The sequence below is a fragment of the Microbacterium sp. str. 'China' genome, from assembly GCF_002993305.1.
GTDB lineage: Bacteria > Actinomycetota > Actinomycetes > Actinomycetales > Microbacteriaceae > Microbacterium > Microbacterium paraoxydans.
This window is the reverse complement of sequence record NZ_CP027434.1, coordinates 3,003,356-3,018,953: the sequence shown is the minus strand read 5'-3', so window position 1 is coordinate 3,018,953 and position 15,598 is coordinate 3,003,356. Positions and strand designations below refer to the sequence as shown.

The following is a 15,598-nucleotide window of genomic DNA, read 5'->3' as shown; positions in this document are numbered from 1 at the left end:
CCTCGAAGCGGTTCCGTTCCCGTCGGTAGGCTCGGAGCATGACCCCGTCCGCCACACCGGCAGAGCCGCCGGCCGCGCGTCGCCCCCGTCACGCCCGGGGACCGGCGCCCACGTTGCATGACGTCGCACTCGAGGCCGGTGTGTCGCTGGCGACCGCGTCCCGCGTGCTCAACGGCTCCGAACGCAAGGTCGCGGCGCCCTTCCGGGAACGGGTGGAGGCCGCCGCCGAGGCCCTCGGCTACACGGCCAACGTCTCCGCGCAGGCCACCGCCCGCGGACGCTCGCCGGTGATCGCGCTCCTCGTCGCCGACATCGCCGACCCCTACTTCGGCCTCATCGCGTCGGGCGTCGCCCGCGGAGCCGATGAGCAGGGCCTCGTCGTGACCGTGGCCATCACCGAGCGCGACCCGGCGCGGGAGGCGCGCATCGTCCGGGCGCTGCGCGGACAGCGTCCGCAGGGCCTCATCCTCGCCGCCTCGCGGACGCAGGAGGAGGGGCAGGCCGAGACCGCTCGCGAGCTCGCCGAGTTCACCCGGCTCGGCGGCCGCGTCGTCGCGTTCGGCGCGGACGGCGACGGCGATCGCCGGGTGGAGATCGACAACCGGGCCGGGGCCGCCGCGCTCGGCCGTCGCATGGCGGAACTCGGATACCGCTCGGCGGTACTCGTCGGGGCGGCGGAGGGCGTGCGCACCTCGGACGACCGGCTGGCGGGATTCCGCGCCGGATTCGCGGAAGGCGGCGGAGAGGTCGCGCAGACCGTCCGCGGAGACTTCCGTCGGGAGTCCGGGGCGGCGGCGATGACCGAAGCCCTCGCCGCCGGTGTCCCCGAGGGCACCGTGGTGTTCGGCATCAGCGACGTCGTGGCGATCGGCGCGATGGCGGCCATCCGTGCAGCGGGGCGGGAGGTCGGCGCCGACATCGCGGTCTGCGGCTTCGACGACGTGCCCTCGAGTCGCGACGTCACCCCGGCCCTCACCACGGTCTGCGTGCCGCTGAGCGATGCCGGCTACCAGGCCTTCCGCGCGATCGTCGATGAGGACTGGCAGCAGCCGACGCTCCCGCTCGAGGTGGTCGTGCGTGCGAGCACCCCGGGGCTGCGGGCATGACCCGGGTCGTCATCGCGCCGGACAGTTTCAAGGGCACGATCACGGCGGCGGACGCTGCCGCGGCACTCGCCGACGGCTGGCGGGAGGTCGGGCCGGCTGCGGACATCGTGCTCCGTCCGATGGCCGACGGCGGGGAGGGGACCGTCGCCGCCTTCGCCACGGCGGTGCCCGACGCGCGACGGATGCCCATCACGGTCGACGGTCCGGCGGGCGCTCCCGTCGAGACGTCGTGGCTGCTCCTGCCGAGCACGACCGACGCCCCCGGCGGCACCGGCGTCGTCGACATCGCCTCGACCTCGGGCATCGAGCTCCTCGACGGTCTGCGCCCCTGGGACGCCGACACGACCGGCTTCGGGCAGGCGATCGCCGCGGCGCTCGATCACGGCGTCTCACGCCTGATCCTCGGCATCGGCTCCAGCGCCTCCACCGACGGGGGTACGGGCATGCTCACCGCCCTCGGGGCACGCTTCCTGGACGCGGCGGGCGATCCGGTCGCGCGGGGCGCGCGCGGACTGGCGGACATCGTCACGGCGGATCTCGGGGCCCTGCGCGCGGCACCCGACGTCCGCGTGCTGACCGATGTCACGAATCCGCTCACCGGCTCGCGCGGCGCGGCAGCGGTGTTCGGCCCGCAGAAGGGGCTCACGGCACCGGAGGACATCGCGCGCGTCGACGACGCGCTCGCCCATCTCGCCGCCCTCTTGCCCGTCGACCCGGAGCTGCCGGGCACGGGGGCCGCCGGGGGGACGGGCGCCGCTCTCGTTCGCTGGGGCGGGGTCCTCGCTCCGGGGGCGGCCGAGGTGGCCGCTCTCATCGATCTGGCTGGCGCCGTCCGTGGTGCCGAGGTCGTGATCACCGGCGAGGGGTCCTACGACGGCCAGTCGGGCGACGGGAAGGTGCCGTCGTTCCTCGCCGCGCTCGCCGCCGAGGCAGGGGCGCGTCCTCTGCTCGCCGCGGGTCGGATCGCGGACGACGCAGACACGAGCCTCTTCGCGGAGACGGCGTCGTTGACCGCGCTGGCGGGGTCGACGACCGCCGCCCTGACCGATCCCGCACGCTGGCTGCGGGTCGCGGGCGCGGCTCTCGCCCGGACGCGGTGACCGGCCCGGACGCCCCTCCTGCGGGGGCGACGACGGTGCGGACACGGCCATGCGTTGACACGGCAGAAGCGTCGGCATAGACTCGCAACACCGAACGGGAATGCGCTTTCCCGAATCCTTCACGAAGATGTCGAGGACCCCATGTCGTCTGCCCCCTCCGCGACCATGACCCTGGCGCTGGCCGCCGATCGTCCCGAGCCTCCGGGCATCGTCCGCTGGTGGAGCCGCCACTGGCATCCGCTCATCTTCGTGCTCGCGGTGCTCGCGCTCTGGTGGGTCTCCACGAGCCTCGGGTGGGTGCCGGCGTTCATCATCCCGTCGCCGGCCGACACCTGGGCCGCCTTCACCGACAACGCCGCCTACCTCGCGCAGAACACCTGGGTCACCACTTACGAGACCGTGATCGGATTCGTCATCGCGGTCGTCGTCGGCGTCCTCGTCGCCGTACTCATGGTCTACTCGCGGGGCCTGGAGCAGACGCTCTATCCCGTCATCCTCTTCGCGCAGGTCATCCCGAAGATCGCGATCGCCCCGCTGTTCGTCGTGTGGCTCGGGTTCGGGGCGGAGCCGAAGATCCTCGTGGCCGTGCTCATGGCGTTCTTCCCCGTCGTCATCTCGGGCCTCGCGGGTCTGCGCACCGTCGACCCGGAGATCCTCCAGCTCGCCTCGACCATGGGAGCGAGCCGCTTCAAGACCTTCCTCAAGGTGCGGCTGCCCGCGGCGCTGCCCGAGCTCCTCTCCGGCCTCAAGGTCGCCGCGACGCTCGCGGTCACCGGTGCCGTCGTCGGCGAGTTCGTCGGCGCGAACGAGGGCCTCGGCTACGTGATCCTCCAGGCCAACGGCAACCTCGACACCGCCATGCTCTTCGCCGCGCTCATCATCATGTCGCTGCTCGGCGTCATCCTCTTCGGCATCATCCAGATCGCCGAGCGCTTCCTCATCCCGTGGCACGCCTCCAAGCGCGACGTCGCCGCGGCCACCGTCCGACTCTGACCCCCCTCGCCCCCACGAAAGAAGGCACTGATGAAGAAGTCAGGCACCATCCTCAGCTCGATCGCCCTCGCGTCCGCCGCGGTGCTCGCCCTCTCCGGCTGCGGAGGATCGACGGCCCCGGCGAGCTCCGGCGACGGTGACGGCGGCGAGCTCACGCCGGTCACCCTCATGCTCAACTGGTACCCGTACGGCGAGCACGCCGCGTTCTACTACGGCGTCGACCAGGGCATCTTCGAGGAGCACGGCATCGACCTCACGATCAAGGCCGGCCAGGGCTCGACGAAGACCGCGCAGGCCGTCGGGCAGGGGCAGGTCGACTTCGGCTGGGCGGACACCCCGGCCGTCCTCGCGAACATCGACAAGGGCGTCGGCATCAAGAGCGTCGGCGTCTTCCTGCAGACCACGCCGTCGGCCGTCCAGGTCTTCGCCGACTCCGGCATCTCCAGCCCGGAAGACCTCAAGGGCAAGACCATCGCGGTCTCCGCGGGAGACGCCCCGACCACGACCTTCCCGATGTACCTCGAGGCCGTGGGGCTGGAGGAGGGCGACGTGACCCAGCAGAACCTCGACGCCGCGGGCAAGATCGCCGCCATGCTGTCCGGGAAGGTCGACGGGCTCATCGGCTTCGCGCACGACCAGGGCCCGACCATCGCCGACAAGAGCGGCAAGGACGTCGAGTACCTGCGCTACTCCGACGCCGGCCTGAACTTCTTCAGCAACGGGCTCATCGCGCCCACCGACACCATCGAGAACGACCCGGAGCTCGTCGAGGCGCTGGTCGCGGCGACCTCCGAGGCCTTCGAGGCCGCGCAGGAGGACCCAGAGGCGGCCGTGGCCGCGATGGAGGGCAAGGACCCGCAGATGCCGTCGCAGGAGGTCCTGCTGCACCAGTGGGAGGAGACCATCGAGCTGCTCCACACCGACGCCACCCAGGGCCAGGCTCCCGGCGCGAACGCCACCGAGGACTGGGAGTCCACGCTGGAGGTCCTGTCCGAGGCCGGGCTCATCTCGGGCGACGGCGACGTGGAGACGTACTTCGACGACGCCTTCACCCCCGGGAAGTGAGACCGATCGTCATGGACACTCACGTTCAGCAGGAACGCGGACCCGCGGCCACGAGCACCGCTCCGGCGCTCGAGGTCTCTGATCTCGCGATCACCTTCGCCTCCAAGCGGCGCCAGGTCACGGCTCTCGAGGGCGTCGACCTGCGCGTGGAGGAGGGGGAGTTCCTCTCCATCGCCGGGCCCTCGGGATGCGGCAAGTCGACGCTCCTGAAGGCCGTCGCCGGACTCACCACTCCGAGCCGCGGCAGCATCCGCCTGCGCGGCGACGAGGTCCGCGGTCCGCGGCAGGATATCGGCTACGTGTTCCAGCGGGCGGCGCTCCTGGAATGGCGCAGCGTCCGCGGCAACATCCTCCTGCAGGCCGAGATGCGCGGGATGGACATGCGCAAGGCCCAGGCCCGTGCCGACGAGCTCATCGAGATGACCGGGCTCACCGGCTTCGAGAAGTCGCTGCCGCACGAGCTCTCCGGCGGTATGCAGCAGCGGGTGTCGCTGTGCCGCGCGCTGCTGCACGAGCCGCGGGTGCTGCTCATGGACGAGCCGTTCGGTGCCCTCGACGCCCTCACGCGCGAGCGCATGAACGTCGAGCTCAACCGGATCTGGAGCGCCACCGGCACGACCGTGCTGCTCGTGACCCACTCGGTCGCGGAGGCGGTCTACCTCGCCAGTCGCGTCATCGTGATGGGGCCGCGCCCCGGGCGGATCCTGGAGGAGCACCGCGTCGACCTCCCGGCTCGCCGCGGCTACGCCGATGTTCTGGAGACGGAGGAGTTCCACCGCGTCTCCAGCCGCGTCCGAGAGCTCCTCGGCTCCTCCACCGACGCCGACTGACCCCCCGTCCGTCCCCGCCCCCGTCCGTCCCCCGCCCGCGTGCAGGATCAAAACCGCCCCTCCCCAGCGTCCCCCGGGCCCGTTTTCGATCCCGCGGCAGGGGCAGTCCGCGGAGCGGGATCGAAAAGGTCCCTCCGAGTTCCCCGGCGAGCCCGTTTTCGATCCCGCAAGAGGAGCGGCAGACGGACCGGCGCCGGCGGCCTGTTCTCGATCCCGCCACGGGCTTCGCGCGTTCCATCCCCCACGCCCCGGCGAGCGGGATCAACAACGTCCCTCCCCGATGTCTGGTGGGCCCGTTCTTGATCCCGCCGCGGGCTCGTCCGTTCCGAGCCGCAGGGTGGGATCGAAAACTCCCCCCGGCGCCGGCCGAGGGGAGCGGTTTCGATCCCGCAGCACGCCCGGGAGGCGGCGCCGAGGGAGGGAGGATCAGTCGCCGAGGGCGGCGGATACGACGGCGCGGGCCTCGGCTTGCACCTCGGCGAGGTGCTCGGGACCGCGCAGGCTCTCGGCGTAGAGCTTGTAGACGTCTTCGGTTCCGGACGGCCGCGCGGCGAACCAGGCGTGCGGAGTCTGCACCTTGAGGCCGCCGATCGCCGCACCGTTGCCGGGGGCGTGCGAGAGCTTCGCGATGATGTCCTCGCCGGCGAGGGTGGTCGCGGTCACCGACTCCGGGGCGAGCTTGCCGAGCGTCGCCTTCTGCTCGGGGGTCGCGGGGGCGTCGACGCGCTGATAGGCGGAGGCGCCGAAGGCGTCCTCCAGTTCGGCGTAGCGCTGCGACGGGGTCTTGCCGGTCACCGCGAGGATCTCGGCCGCCAGCAGGCAGAGGAGGATGCCGTCCTTGTCGGTGGACCACACGGAGCCGTCGTGTCGGAGGAACGAAGCCCCCGCCGACTCCTCGCCACCGAACGCCACGGAGCCGTCGAGCAGTCCGGGCACGAACCACTTGAAGCCGACCGGAACCTCGAGCAGACGCCGCCCGAGCGACTCGGCCACGCGGTCGATGATCATCGACGACACCAGCGTCTTGCCGACCGCGGCCTCACGCGGCCAGTGCTCCCGGTGCGAGAAGAGGTAGTCGATGGCGACGGCGAGGAAGTGGTTCGGGTTCATGAGCCCGGCGTCGGGGGTGACGATCCCGTGCCGGTCCGCGTCGGCGTCGTTCCCGGTGAGGATGTCGTAGTCGCCCTTCTTCGCCACGAGCGATGCCATGGCCGACGGGGACGACGGGTCCATCCGGATCTTCTCGTCCCAGTCCAGGGTCATGAAGCGCCAGGTGGGGTCGACCTCGGGGTTGACGACCGTGAGATCGAGGTCGTGCATCTCGGCGATCAGCGACCAGTACTCCACCGAGGCGCCACCCAGCGGGTCCGCGCCGATACGCACGCCGGCGCGGCGGATCGCCTCGATGTCGATGATCGACGGGAGGTCGCGCACATAGGCGTCGCGGAAGTCGTATCCGGTGATCGCGTCCCAGTCCACGTCGGCGAAGCGCTCGCGGCGCACCTCGGTCAGGCCGTCGGCGATGAGCTGGTTGGCGCGGTCGGCGATCCAGCCGGTCGCATCGGTGTCGGCGGGACCGCCGTGGGGCGGGTTGTACTTGAAGCCGCCGTCGCGAGGCGGGTTGTGCGAGGGGGTCACGACGATGCCGTCTGCGCGACCTGGGTCGTCGGCGGCGCGGTCGCGGTTATAGGTGAGGATCGCGTGGCTCAGCGCGGGGGTCGGTACCCAGGAATCCCGGGCGTCGACGCGTACGTCCACCCCGTTCGCGAGCAGGACCTCGATGGCGCTGCGCTCCGCCGGGAGGGACAGCGCGTGAGTGTCGCGCCCGAGGAAGAGCGGACCGGTGATGCCCTGCGCTGCGCGGTAGTCGACGATGGCCTGCGTCGTGGCGAGGATGTGGTGCTCGTTGAAGCTCTTCGTGAGCGACGAGCCGCGGTGCCCGCTGGTGCCGAACACGACCCGCTCGCTCGCGACATCCGGATTCGGCACGCGGTCGTAGTAGGCGGCGATCAGCTCGTCGACGTCGATCAGGTCACTTTCCTCCGCGGGGAGGCCGGCACGGCTGCTCATGCTCTCAGTCTGCCTCGTGAGGCGGATGCTCGCATCCGCCTTGACATGCGGGATCGCGATGAGTCACCGAGGGATAGGCTGAACGCCGTGACTGCACGCCGCACCTACAGCTACCTCGGACCGGCCGGAACGTTCACGGAGGCGGCGCTCGACCAGGTGGCCGAAGCCAGGGGGCAGGACTGGCGACCGGTGCACAACGTGGGCGAGGCGCTCGCGGACGTCCTCGAAGGACGCAGCGACGCAGCCATGATCGCGATCGAGAACTCCATCGAGGGCGGGGTCTCCACCACCCAGGACGCACTGGCGACGCTGCCGGGGCTCCGGATCATCGGCGAGTACCTGGTGCGGGTGAACTTCGTCCTCGTCGCGCCGCGCGGCACCACTCTCGACCAGGTCGAGGTCATCGCCGCGCACCCCGTCGCCTACGCGCAGTGCCACGGCTGGCTCGGCGAACACCTCCCGACCCACTCACATGTGCCGGCGGCGAGCAACGTGGCGTCGGCAATCGGCGTCCTCGACGGCACCTCGCCCGCACAGGCCGCGATCGCCGCTCCCGGCATCGTGCAGCACTACGACGTGGACGTGCTCGCCGAGGGCATCGGCGACAACGCGGCGGCCGTGACCCGGTTCGTCCTCGTCACCCGCACCACGCGTTCGCCTGCGCCGACCGGTGCCGACAAGACCTCGCTGATCGTCGAGCTCCCGCACGACCACCCTGGTTCGCTCCTCGAGATGCTGGAGCAGTTCTCGACGCGCGGCATCAACCTCTCTCTCATCGAGTCCCGGCCCATCGGCGACGAACTCGGCCGGTACCGGTTCGTGATCGACGCGGACGGTCACATCGAGCACGAGCGGATGGCCGACGCCCTGCTCGGGATCCGCCGCTTCAGCCCCCGCGTGGTGTTCCTCGGGTCGTACCCGCGCGCCGACCGGCAGATCGTGCAGTATCCCGACCGCTACTCCGACGAGGTCTTCATCGAGGCCCGCGACTGGCTCCGCGGCATCCTCTCCGGCGAACCCGAGTCCTGACCCGCCCGCACGCGCGTGCCTCCCGGTTGGCGGGATCGATAACGCACGTTCGCCGCACGCGCGCCCCGCCGCCGCGATCTCCCACCGCAGCAGGTCTCGCGGGATCAGAAGTGCACCTCGTACCGGCTCGGGAGGCACTGTTTCGATCCCGCACGACGAGGAGCGGGTCAGTGCTCCTGGAACCGCGGCCAGGCGCTGCCCGGCAGCATCCTGGCGTGCAGCGCGCCCTTCGCGGAGGCGAGGCTGGGATAAGTCCCGGCCGCCGCGTCGGCTCCCGCCATGGTCACCACATAGCCGCTCTCGTCGTGGCGGATGCTTCCCACCACACCGTTCGTCCCGTACGCGACCCAGAGTGCGAGTGTCTTGGTGCTCATCGTCGAACCCCTCTCTCTGCCGCCGAGGCTACGCCTCCCTGACATCCGGAGCCAGCCCCCTCATCGCGGAGAGGACCGAACGCCCACCCGTGAGCACGCCTCATCCCCGGATGCCGTGGCGAACCGTGAGTGCGCGATGCACACGGGCGGCGAGGGCGGCGCCACCGTCGCGCAGATCGAGCTCGGTGACGCGGATCACGAGCCATCCGTGATCTTCGAGGTCGCGCTGACGCCGAATGTCGATCCGCCATTGATCACGGTCCGTCCGATGGCCATCGCCCTCGTACTCGATGGCGATGCGGCATTCGGGGTAGGCGAGGTCGACCCGGGCGAGGAAGCGGCCGTCCACGGAGACGACGTGCTGGATCGCGGGCTCCGGGAGGCCGAAGCTGCGGAGGAGCAGACGCGTCTCGGTCTCTTTCGGCGATTCGACGCCCGGGCGCGCGAGAGGCAGCGCATCGCGTATGCGACCGCACCCGGGGAACCGCCCCCATCGCGTCAGCTGTCGGTCGATGCTCTCGGTGGTGGCGACGGGCCGACCCGTCCGCAGTCCCGGATAGGCGTCGGACGAGGTGAGCAGGGCATCGAGCGCGACGACCATCGGCACGGATACGAACTCCCGCGCGCAGAGGAACAGCGCACTGACCGGATCGACCGTCGGCACTCCGTGGACGCGCCATGTGTCTGCCCTCCCCGGGGCGATGCGGCGCCCGCGGACGCCGATCGTCCGGGGCGGCGAGGTCCCGGTGTGCACGGCGACGTCGAGGGGCTCATCGGGGGCCCATCGGACGGGCGCGGGAAGCCCCCACAGCCGGAGGGCCGTGCGTCCGGCGAACGCCTGGCCATCACGGAGGCGCGGAAGGTACGCGGCGACTTGATCGTCGAACGTGGCGGGCTCAATCGCGGACCGCACCCCGGCGAACGGCCGCGCGAGGTCTCGGCTGGAGTACCTCTTCCGCCCGACTCCGATGGCAGCGGCGTCACGGACGGCGAAATGAGGGCCGAGGTCGGTCGGGAGGGGCACACGGTGTCGCATCCGTCCATGCTGTCCGTGCACGATCGGCGTCCCGACGGATGATCGTCCTCCGCCCGGCTCTTGTGGACAACTCGAGCGCACCCGCGATTGTGGCGGAGGGCCTGCTCTCGCGCCGGATCAGAAGTTGCCCTTCAATCGTGGCCGAAGGCACGTTTTCCGTCCCGCATGCCGGCGGGATCAGAAAGGTGCTGCGGGAGGCGCGCCGGGGACCGTTATCGCTCCCGCACCAAGTGACCGATCGGACGCGGGATCAGAAACGTGCCGCCCGGGTCGCGTGGGGGAGCGTTAGTGATCCCGCCACGGAACGCGCACGCGCCCGCGACGGCACGCGCCCGCGACGGAACGTGCACGCGCCCGCGCTCGCGCCGGGTCACGCGCCCGCGACGAGCTCCAGCGTCTGAGCGCGTCCCGCGGCCGAGTCCTTCGGCTCCGCGTCGTAGGCACCGGCGACGGGGGAGAGCATGACCTCGTCCACCCCGTAGGTCGACGCGAACGAGCGCACCTCGGCGGCGACGGACTCCCCGGTGCCGACGAACCACCGCGACCGCGCGGCCTCGACCACCTGATCGGTCGCGGCGTCGTGCTCCGCGGCGAGGGCCTGCTCGACGGTCTCCAGCGCGACGAGCGGCTGGTTGAGTCGGAGTCGCGCCATCATCCGCAGCTGCGGCAGGGCGCGGGCCTCGGCCTCCTCCGCCGTCGGGGCGGCGACGGCGTTCACGGTGAGGAAGGTCCGCGGCTCCGGGTGCTCCTCGCTCGGACGGTAGTTCGTGCGGTAGAGGTCGAGGGCGCGTTCCAGGCCCTGTCCGGAGAAGTGGTTCGCGAACACGTACGGCAGGCCGAGGGAGGCGGCGAGCTGCGCGGAGTAGTCGCTCGACCCCAGCAGCCACACCTCGGGCACCCCGGTCGCGGCGGGGGTCGCCCGCACGGTGTACTCCCCGCCGGAGGTGAAGCGCACCGTGGCGCCGTCGGTGGTGAAGAGCGCCGCGATGTCCTGCACGTGGCGGGGGAACTGCTCCACGTCGCTCGTCGTCCCTGACCCGCGGAGGAGCTGGGTGATCACGGGGTCGCTGCCCGGCGCGCGGCCGAGGCCCAGGTCGATGCGGCCGGGGGCGATGGCCTCGAGGGCGGCGAACTGCTCGGCCACGATCAGCGGCGCGTGGTTCGGCAGCATCACGCCGCCGGAGCCGAGGCGGATGCGCGACGTGCGCGTGGCGGCGGCCGCGATGAGGACCGGAGGCGTGGTCGATGCGACCGCGGGCATGTTGTGGTGCTCGGCGAACCAGTACCGGCGATAGCCGAGCCGGTCGGCGGTCGCGGCGAGGGAGAGGGAGGCGGTGATGGCCTCGGCACTGGTCTGGCCGGAGCGGACCGGCACGAGGTCGAGGACGGAGAGGGCGACGTCGTTCATCTCCGGATGCAACCTCGGCGGCCGCTCCGGCATTCCCTACGCGGCGAGGCGCGAGGCGGGGGCGAGCGCGTCCGCGAGCGCGTTCCTGGCGAGACGGTAGCGGATGAGCCAGGCGGCGCTGAAGCTCTGCTCCGGCAGGTCGTACAGCGCCGCGCGGTCGTCCGTCGGCAGCCCCTCCCGCGCGGCTTCGCGCAGGAGGTCGTCGCGGGTCGCCGGGTACTCCATGTCGGCGAGGAACCGGTCGAGGGTCGAGGAGAGTGCCATGGTTCGTCCTTTCCGTGAGAAGAGAGGAGAGCGGCCGGGGCGGTGCCGCAGCACCGCCCCGGGGTGATCAGGCGTCGATCGCCTGGCGCTGTTCGCCGGACTCGACAGTGATCTTGCGCGGCTTCGCCCGTTCGCTGACGGGGATCACGACCGACAGGACACCGCTCTCGTACGAGGCGCTGATGTTGTCGAGGTCCACTCCGTCGCCGAGCGAGAACTGGCGCAGGAACGATCCGGCGCCGCGCTCGCGGGCGAGCCACCGCACGCCTTCGCGGGTGTCGGCCGTGCGCTGGGCGCGGATCGTGAGCTGCCCGCCGTCCAGGTCGACGTCGATGGAGCCGGGGTCGGCGCCGGGGAGGTCGGCGTGCAGGATGTAGCGGTCCCCGTCGCGGTACAGGTCCACCGGCATCGACCGGGGCGCGCGCACGGAGTCCAGGACGCTCGCGGCGAAGCGGTCGAGCTGGCTGAAGGGATCGAAGGTCAGTGCCATGAGGTGTCTCCTTTCGTGCGGCCCTGCAAGGGCTGAGGTGTTGTGCAGATTATCTGCACCTGAGGTATAGATTTGTTATAGAACACGCGCAGGAATCTTCGCAACCCCGATCCGGAGACGAGGACATTCATGACCGCACGCTACTCGCGCACCCCGCTCTACGGCATCGCCGTGGCCGCGCAGCTCGTCGACCTGCCCGAGGCGACGATCCGGCTCTTCGAGAGCAAGGGCCTCCTCGCGCCGGCCCGGAGCGACGGCGGCACGCGCCGGTACAGCGACGACGACATCACCCGCCTGCGCCGCGCGGCCGAGCTCCGCGGCGACGGCATCAACATCGCCGGGATCGCGCGGGTCCTCGACCTGCAGGATGAGAACGCGGGCCTCCGGGAGGCTCTCGATGCGGAGGCGCCGGAGCGCGTGCGCTCCGCCCGCGACTGACGCCCGGCGGACAGGGGGCGCCGACGACGCCGCTACGCTTTCCGCATGGAAGCCGGGATCTTCTACGTCCTCGTCGGAGCTGTCGCCGTGGCGGCCGTCGCGCGGTCGCGGGGGTGGCCGGCCCCGCTGCTCGTGACCGTCGTGGCGCTCGCCGCCTCGTTCCTGCCGTTCGTGCCGGAGCTGGAGATCGACGGGCACCTGCTGCTCGGGCTCGTGCTGCCTCCGCTGCTGTATTCCGCTGCCCTCGACGTGTCATTCGTCGGGTTCAAGCGCAGCCTGCCGCAGATCCGCCGTCTCGGGATCTGGCTGGTGCTGCTCACCGCGTTCGCCGTCGGACTCGTGGCCTGGTGGATCCTGCCGTCGCTCACGCTGCCCGGCGCGTTGCTGCTCGGAGCCATCGTCGCCCCGCCGGATGCGGTGTCGGCGGCGGCGATCGGCCGTCGTCTCGGTCTGCCCCGCCGCATCATGACGGTGCTGTCCGGGGAGAGCCTCATCAACGACGCGACCTCGCTCACGCTCTACCGGGTGTTCGCCGCCATCCTCGCCGGGGCGACGGTGTCGATCTGGGATGGCATCGGGCAGTTCCTCCTGGCCGTCGGTGTGGGGGTGGGCATCGGGCTCGTCTTCGGGATCGTCCTGCATCAGCTCCGCATGCGCATCGGTGACCCGGTGGTGATCGGCACCTTCGGTCTGCTCGCCCCGTTCGGCGCGTACAACATCGCGGAGCACCTGCTCGGCTCCGGCGTCCTCGCGGTCGTGGCCATGGGGCTGTTCGTCGGCTTCAACGCCCCGCGCACCGACTACACGACCCGGCAGCAGGAGGCGCCGCTGTGGCTGTCGGCCGACCTGCTGCTGGAGAGCTTCGTGTTCGCCTACATCGGCCTCCAGTTCCCGCGGGTGCTCAGCGATCTCGGCAGCGAGTCGGTGGGGCACATCCTCCTGCTCTCCGGCGCCGTGCTGCTCGTGGTGCTCGTCGTGCGGCCGCTCTACATCTACCCGATCAGCGCGTGGTCGAACTTCCAGGACCGTCGCCGGCTCGCCCGCATGGATCGCGGCATCGCATCCGGGGAGTTCGACGAACGTCGCCGGCGGTCCCGGCGGTGGCGTGATCAGAGCACGGATGAGCTGCGGACGCAGATCGTCCGGGAGCGCATGGCGGGCCTGCAGCTCACGTGGAAGGACAACGCCGTCATCTCCTGGGCGGGTATGCGTGGCGTGGTGACCCTGGCAATCGCGGTGGCCGCCGCGGATCTGGCCGGGCTCGACACCGAGGCCGCGCACGCCATCGTCGTCGTCGCCTTCATCGTCACGGTGGGCACGCTCCTGCTGCAGGGGCTCACACTGCCGCTGCTCATCCGCCGTCTGGAGATCGCGGGGGACGAGGAGCACGAGGAGGACGTCGCGGCGCTGGAGATGGTCAAGGCCAAGAGCCGCGAGGCCGGCAAGGCGTACCTCGCCGAGAAGCGCCGGGAGTGGGAGCAGAAGCACGGCGAGGTCGACCTCGGCATGTTCGATGCCTTCACCAAGCGCATGACCCGGGTGGAGAAGGACACCGACGACGCACAGCAGGTCGAGGACACCGTCGCCCGCCCCTCCTATGACGACCTCGTCGCGCTGACCAAGGGATGGCTGCAGGTGCGGCGGGAGATCCTCGTCGCGGAGCGGGACGCCGGGGAGCTCGACGAGGAGGTCATGCGGGAGCTGCTGGCCGCCATGGACGCCGAGGAACTGGCACTCGACACCCGCGGCGCGACCCGCCCCCTGAGCCGCAACTGATCCCTCCTTCCTGTTGACCCACCCCCTTCCGGTCGACCCACCCCGTTCCGGCCGTGCGTAAAGGGCCGGGACGCGCGCAAAGGGGTGGGTCGGCGGGGGAGGGGAAGGGGGACACGCAGAGCGCCCCACCTCCTGGATGAAGGAAGTGGGGCGCTCGTGAGGAGACCGGGTCAGCGTGCCCCGGCGGGCTCCGGGGTGGAGGCGGCGTCGGCCTCGGGGGTGTCGTCGCCGGAGTCGTCGGCGAAGGGCAGGCCCTCGCGAGGTGCGTTGTAGAGCTCCTCGTTCAGGATGCCTTCACGCTTCGCGACGATCGCGGGGACGAGCGCCTGACCGGCGACGTTCACGGCCGTGCGGCCCATGTCGAGGATCGGGTCGATCGCGAGCAGCAGACCGACGCCCTCGAGCGGAAGCCCCAGGGTGGACAGCGTCAGCGTGAGCATGACGACCGCGCCCGTGGTGCCCGCGGTGGCGGCGGAACCGACGACCGAGACGATCACGATCAGCAGGTACTGCACGAAGTTCAGCTCGATGCCGAAGAACTGCGCGACGAAGATCGCGGCGATGGCCGGGTAGATCGCTGCGCAGCCGTCCATCTTCGTCGTCGCGCCCAGCGGCACGGCGAACGAGGCGTAGGAGCGGGGCACACCGAGGTTGCGCTCGGTCACGCGCTCCGTGAGGGGGAGCGTGCCGATGGAGGAGCGGCTCACGAAGGCGAGCTGCACCGCCGGCCACACACCCGAGAAGTACTGCTTGATGGAGAGGCCGTGCGTGCGCACCAGGATCGGGTACACGACGAACAGCACGAGCGCGAGGCCGATGTAGACCGCGGCCGCGAACCAGCCGAGCGACGCCAGCTTCTCCCAGCCGTACTTGATGACGGCGGAGCCGATGAGGCCGAACGTGCCGAGCGGGGCGATGCGGATGATCCACCACAGCACGCGCTGGATGACCTTGAGCAGGGACTCGGTGAAGACGAGGAACGGCTCCGCCTTCTTGCCGGCCTTGAGTGCCGCGATGCCGACGACGGCCGCGACCACGATGACCTGCAGGATGTTGAAGCCGACGCTCGAGGTGAACGCGCCCTCGGTGGCTCCGGGGGAGGTGCTGACGGTCAGGCCGAGGAAGTTCTGCGGGATGAGGCCGAGGAGGAAGTTCCACCAGGTGCCGACGGTGTACGGCTCGCCCGGCTCCAGGCCCTCGCCGGCGCGGCTGCCCGGCTGGATCACGAGGCCGAGGACGATGCCGATGATGACCGCGATGAAGGCGGTGATCGCGAACCAGAGGATCGTCTGCCCGGCGAGGCGGGCGGCGTTCTGCACGCGACGGAGGTTCGAGATGCTCGCGACGATCGCGGTGAAGATCAGCGGGACGACGGCCGCGCGGAGCAGCGTCACGTAGGAGCTGCCGATCGTGTCGAGGGTGGCCGACAGGGCGGTCGGGTTCTCGGCCGTGGCGCCGAGCTGGCGGCCGATCAGACCGGCGGCGATGCCGAGGACGAGGGCGGCGATGATCTGGAAGCCGAACGAGGTCAGCAGCTTCCGGACCGGCCCGCGGGTGTCTGGCGCCTTCTGGGCGCGTGCGGTGGTGCTCATTGAGGTGGGGACTCCAGAATCGCGGCG

General features: G+C 71.1%; 15 protein-coding genes. 8 read left to right on the top strand and 7 right to left on the bottom strand.

Annotated features, from left to right (window positions below; translation table 11 throughout):
* Window positions 1-38 precede the first annotated feature (38 nt).
* The 5 genes from C6C15_RS14730 to C6C15_RS14710 all read left to right on the top strand — a co-directional run bounded on the left by C6C15_RS14730 (window position 39) and on the right by C6C15_RS14710 (window position 5,094).
* On the top strand, window positions 39-1,106 hold the full coding sequence (locus tag C6C15_RS14730) for a LacI family DNA-binding transcriptional regulator (protein ID WP_085605956.1): 1,068 nt from the start codon (window positions 39-41) through the stop codon (window positions 1,104-1,106).
* Window positions 1,103-2,206 carry a glycerate kinase gene (locus C6C15_RS14725; RefSeq protein ID WP_105950468.1) on the top strand — a complete coding sequence of 368 codons (1,104 nt, stop codon included), beginning with the start codon at window positions 1,103-1,105 and terminating at the stop codon, window positions 2,204-2,206. The genes C6C15_RS14730 and C6C15_RS14725 overlap by 4 nt, the downstream gene beginning before the upstream one ends.
* A 141-nt stretch (window positions 2,207-2,347) precedes the next feature.
* Entirely contained in the window at window positions 2,348-3,199 is an 852-nt protein-coding gene (locus C6C15_RS14720) for an ABC transporter permease (protein ID WP_105950467.1), read from the top strand.
* Between the two features lie 30 nt (window positions 3,200-3,229).
* Window positions 3,230-4,264 carry an ABC transporter substrate-binding protein gene (locus C6C15_RS14715; RefSeq protein ID WP_105950466.1) on the top strand — a complete coding sequence of 345 codons (1,035 nt, stop codon included), beginning with the start codon at window positions 3,230-3,232 and terminating at the stop codon, window positions 4,262-4,264.
* A gap of 11 nt (window positions 4,265-4,275) precedes the next feature.
* Entirely contained in the window at window positions 4,276-5,094 is an 819-nt protein-coding gene (locus C6C15_RS14710) for an ABC transporter ATP-binding protein (RefSeq protein WP_105950843.1), read from the top strand.
* Window positions 5,095-5,520: 426 nt separating this feature from the next.
* Here C6C15_RS14710 and pgm read toward each other — a convergent pair whose 3' ends face one another.
* Window positions 5,521-7,164, bottom strand: a complete 1,644-nt coding sequence (gene pgm, locus C6C15_RS14705; protein WP_105950465.1) for a phosphoglucomutase (alpha-D-glucose-1,6-bisphosphate-dependent) — start codon at window positions 7,162-7,164, stop codon at window positions 5,521-5,523.
* Between the two features lie 45 nt (window positions 7,165-7,209).
* Here pgm and pheA point away from each other — a divergent pair, with 45 nt between their 5' ends.
* Window positions 7,210-8,193, top strand: a complete 984-nt coding sequence (gene pheA, locus C6C15_RS14700; protein WP_060923520.1) for a prephenate dehydratase — start codon at window positions 7,210-7,212, stop codon at window positions 8,191-8,193.
* Between the two features lie 167 nt (window positions 8,194-8,360).
* On the opposite strand, the gene C6C15_RS14695 is transcribed toward pheA, so the two are convergent.
* From C6C15_RS14695 to C6C15_RS14675, 5 genes are all read right to left on the bottom strand, one after another.
* Window positions 8,361-8,567: a methyltransferase gene (locus C6C15_RS14695; protein WP_105950464.1), complete on the bottom strand. Its 207-nt coding sequence runs from the start codon at window positions 8,565-8,567 to the stop codon at window positions 8,361-8,363.
* Window positions 8,568-8,667: 100 nt separating this feature from the next.
* The gene (locus C6C15_RS14690; protein ID WP_105950463.1) at window positions 8,668-9,603 is read right to left on the bottom strand and encodes a hypothetical protein; all 936 of its coding nucleotides are present in this window, start codon (window positions 9,601-9,603) and stop codon (window positions 8,668-8,670) included.
* Between the two features lie 370 nt (window positions 9,604-9,973).
* On the bottom strand, window positions 9,974-11,011 hold the full coding sequence (locus C6C15_RS14685; RefSeq protein ID WP_060922484.1) for an LLM class flavin-dependent oxidoreductase: 1,038 nt from the start codon (window positions 11,009-11,011) through the stop codon (window positions 9,974-9,976).
* A 36-nt stretch (window positions 11,012-11,047) separates the two neighbouring features.
* Complete coding sequence (locus C6C15_RS14680; protein WP_060922485.1) at window positions 11,048-11,275, bottom strand: DUF2795 domain-containing protein; 228 nt, start codon at window positions 11,273-11,275, stop codon at window positions 11,048-11,050.
* Window positions 11,276-11,342: 67 nt separating this feature from the next.
* Window positions 11,343-11,765, bottom strand: coding sequence for an Hsp20/alpha crystallin family protein (locus tag C6C15_RS14675; RefSeq protein WP_060922486.1), 423 nt, complete (start codon window positions 11,763-11,765; stop codon window positions 11,343-11,345).
* A gap of 129 nt (window positions 11,766-11,894) precedes the next feature.
* Between C6C15_RS14675 and C6C15_RS14670 the strand changes: the two genes are divergently transcribed.
* Together C6C15_RS14670 and C6C15_RS14665 are read left to right on the top strand one after the other, a co-directional pair.
* Window positions 11,895-12,203 (top strand): MerR family transcriptional regulator, encoded by a 309-nt coding sequence (locus tag C6C15_RS14670; RefSeq protein ID WP_105950462.1) that lies wholly within the window; start codon window positions 11,895-11,897, stop codon window positions 12,201-12,203.
* Between the two features lie 45 nt (window positions 12,204-12,248).
* Window positions 12,249-13,979: a cation:proton antiporter gene (locus C6C15_RS14665; RefSeq protein ID WP_060922488.1), complete on the top strand. Its 1,731-nt coding sequence runs from the start codon at window positions 12,249-12,251 to the stop codon at window positions 13,977-13,979.
* A gap of 170 nt (window positions 13,980-14,149) precedes the next feature.
* On the opposite strand, the gene C6C15_RS14660 is transcribed toward C6C15_RS14665, so the two are convergent.
* Entirely contained in the window at window positions 14,150-15,571 is a 1,422-nt protein-coding gene (locus C6C15_RS14660) for a dicarboxylate/amino acid:cation symporter (RefSeq protein ID WP_174521436.1), read from the bottom strand.
* Between the last annotated feature and the right edge of the window lie 27 nt (window positions 15,572-15,598).

What these genes read in the sequence shown, in the direction of transcription:
- C6C15_RS14725 (WP_105950468.1), top strand. Translation starts at nt 1,103, where the DNA reads ATGACCCGGGTCGTCATCGCGCCGGACAGTTTCAAGGGCACGATCACG.
- C6C15_RS14660 (WP_174521436.1), bottom strand. Translation starts at nt 15,571, where the DNA reads ATGAGCACCACCGCACGCGCCCAGAAGGCGCCAGACACCCGCGGGCCG.
- pgm (WP_105950465.1), bottom strand. Translation starts at nt 7,164, where the DNA reads ATGAGCAGCCGTGCCGGCCTCCCCGCGGAGGAAAGTGACCTGATCGAC.
- C6C15_RS14715 (WP_105950466.1), top strand. Translation starts at nt 3,230, where the DNA reads ATGAAGAAGTCAGGCACCATCCTCAGCTCGATCGCCCTCGCGTCCGCC.
- C6C15_RS14730 (WP_085605956.1), top strand. Translation starts at nt 39, where the DNA reads ATGACCCCGTCCGCCACACCGGCAGAGCCGCCGGCCGCGCGTCGCCCC.
- C6C15_RS14680 (WP_060922485.1), bottom strand. Translation starts at nt 11,275, where the DNA reads ATGGCACTCTCCTCGACCCTCGACCGGTTCCTCGCCGACATGGAGTAC.
- C6C15_RS14695 (WP_105950464.1), bottom strand. Translation starts at nt 8,567, where the DNA reads ATGAGCACCAAGACACTCGCACTCTGGGTCGCGTACGGGACGAACGGT.
- C6C15_RS14685 (WP_060922484.1), bottom strand. Translation starts at nt 11,011, where the DNA reads ATGAACGACGTCGCCCTCTCCGTCCTCGACCTCGTGCCGGTCCGCTCC.
- pheA (WP_060923520.1), top strand. Translation starts at nt 7,210, where the DNA reads ATGCGGGATCGCGATGAGTCACCGAGGGATAGGCTGAACGCCGTGACT.
- C6C15_RS14720 (WP_105950467.1), top strand. Translation starts at nt 2,348, where the DNA reads ATGTCGTCTGCCCCCTCCGCGACCATGACCCTGGCGCTGGCCGCCGAT.
- C6C15_RS14665 (WP_060922488.1), top strand. Translation starts at nt 12,249, where the DNA reads ATGGAAGCCGGGATCTTCTACGTCCTCGTCGGAGCTGTCGCCGTGGCG.
- C6C15_RS14710 (WP_105950843.1), top strand. Translation starts at nt 4,276, where the DNA reads ATGGACACTCACGTTCAGCAGGAACGCGGACCCGCGGCCACGAGCACC.
- C6C15_RS14670 (WP_105950462.1), top strand. Translation starts at nt 11,895, where the DNA reads ATGACCGCACGCTACTCGCGCACCCCGCTCTACGGCATCGCCGTGGCC.
- C6C15_RS14690 (WP_105950463.1), bottom strand. Translation starts at nt 9,603, where the DNA reads ATGCGACACCGTGTGCCCCTCCCGACCGACCTCGGCCCTCATTTCGCC.
- C6C15_RS14675 (WP_060922486.1), bottom strand. Translation starts at nt 11,765, where the DNA reads ATGGCACTGACCTTCGATCCCTTCAGCCAGCTCGACCGCTTCGCCGCG.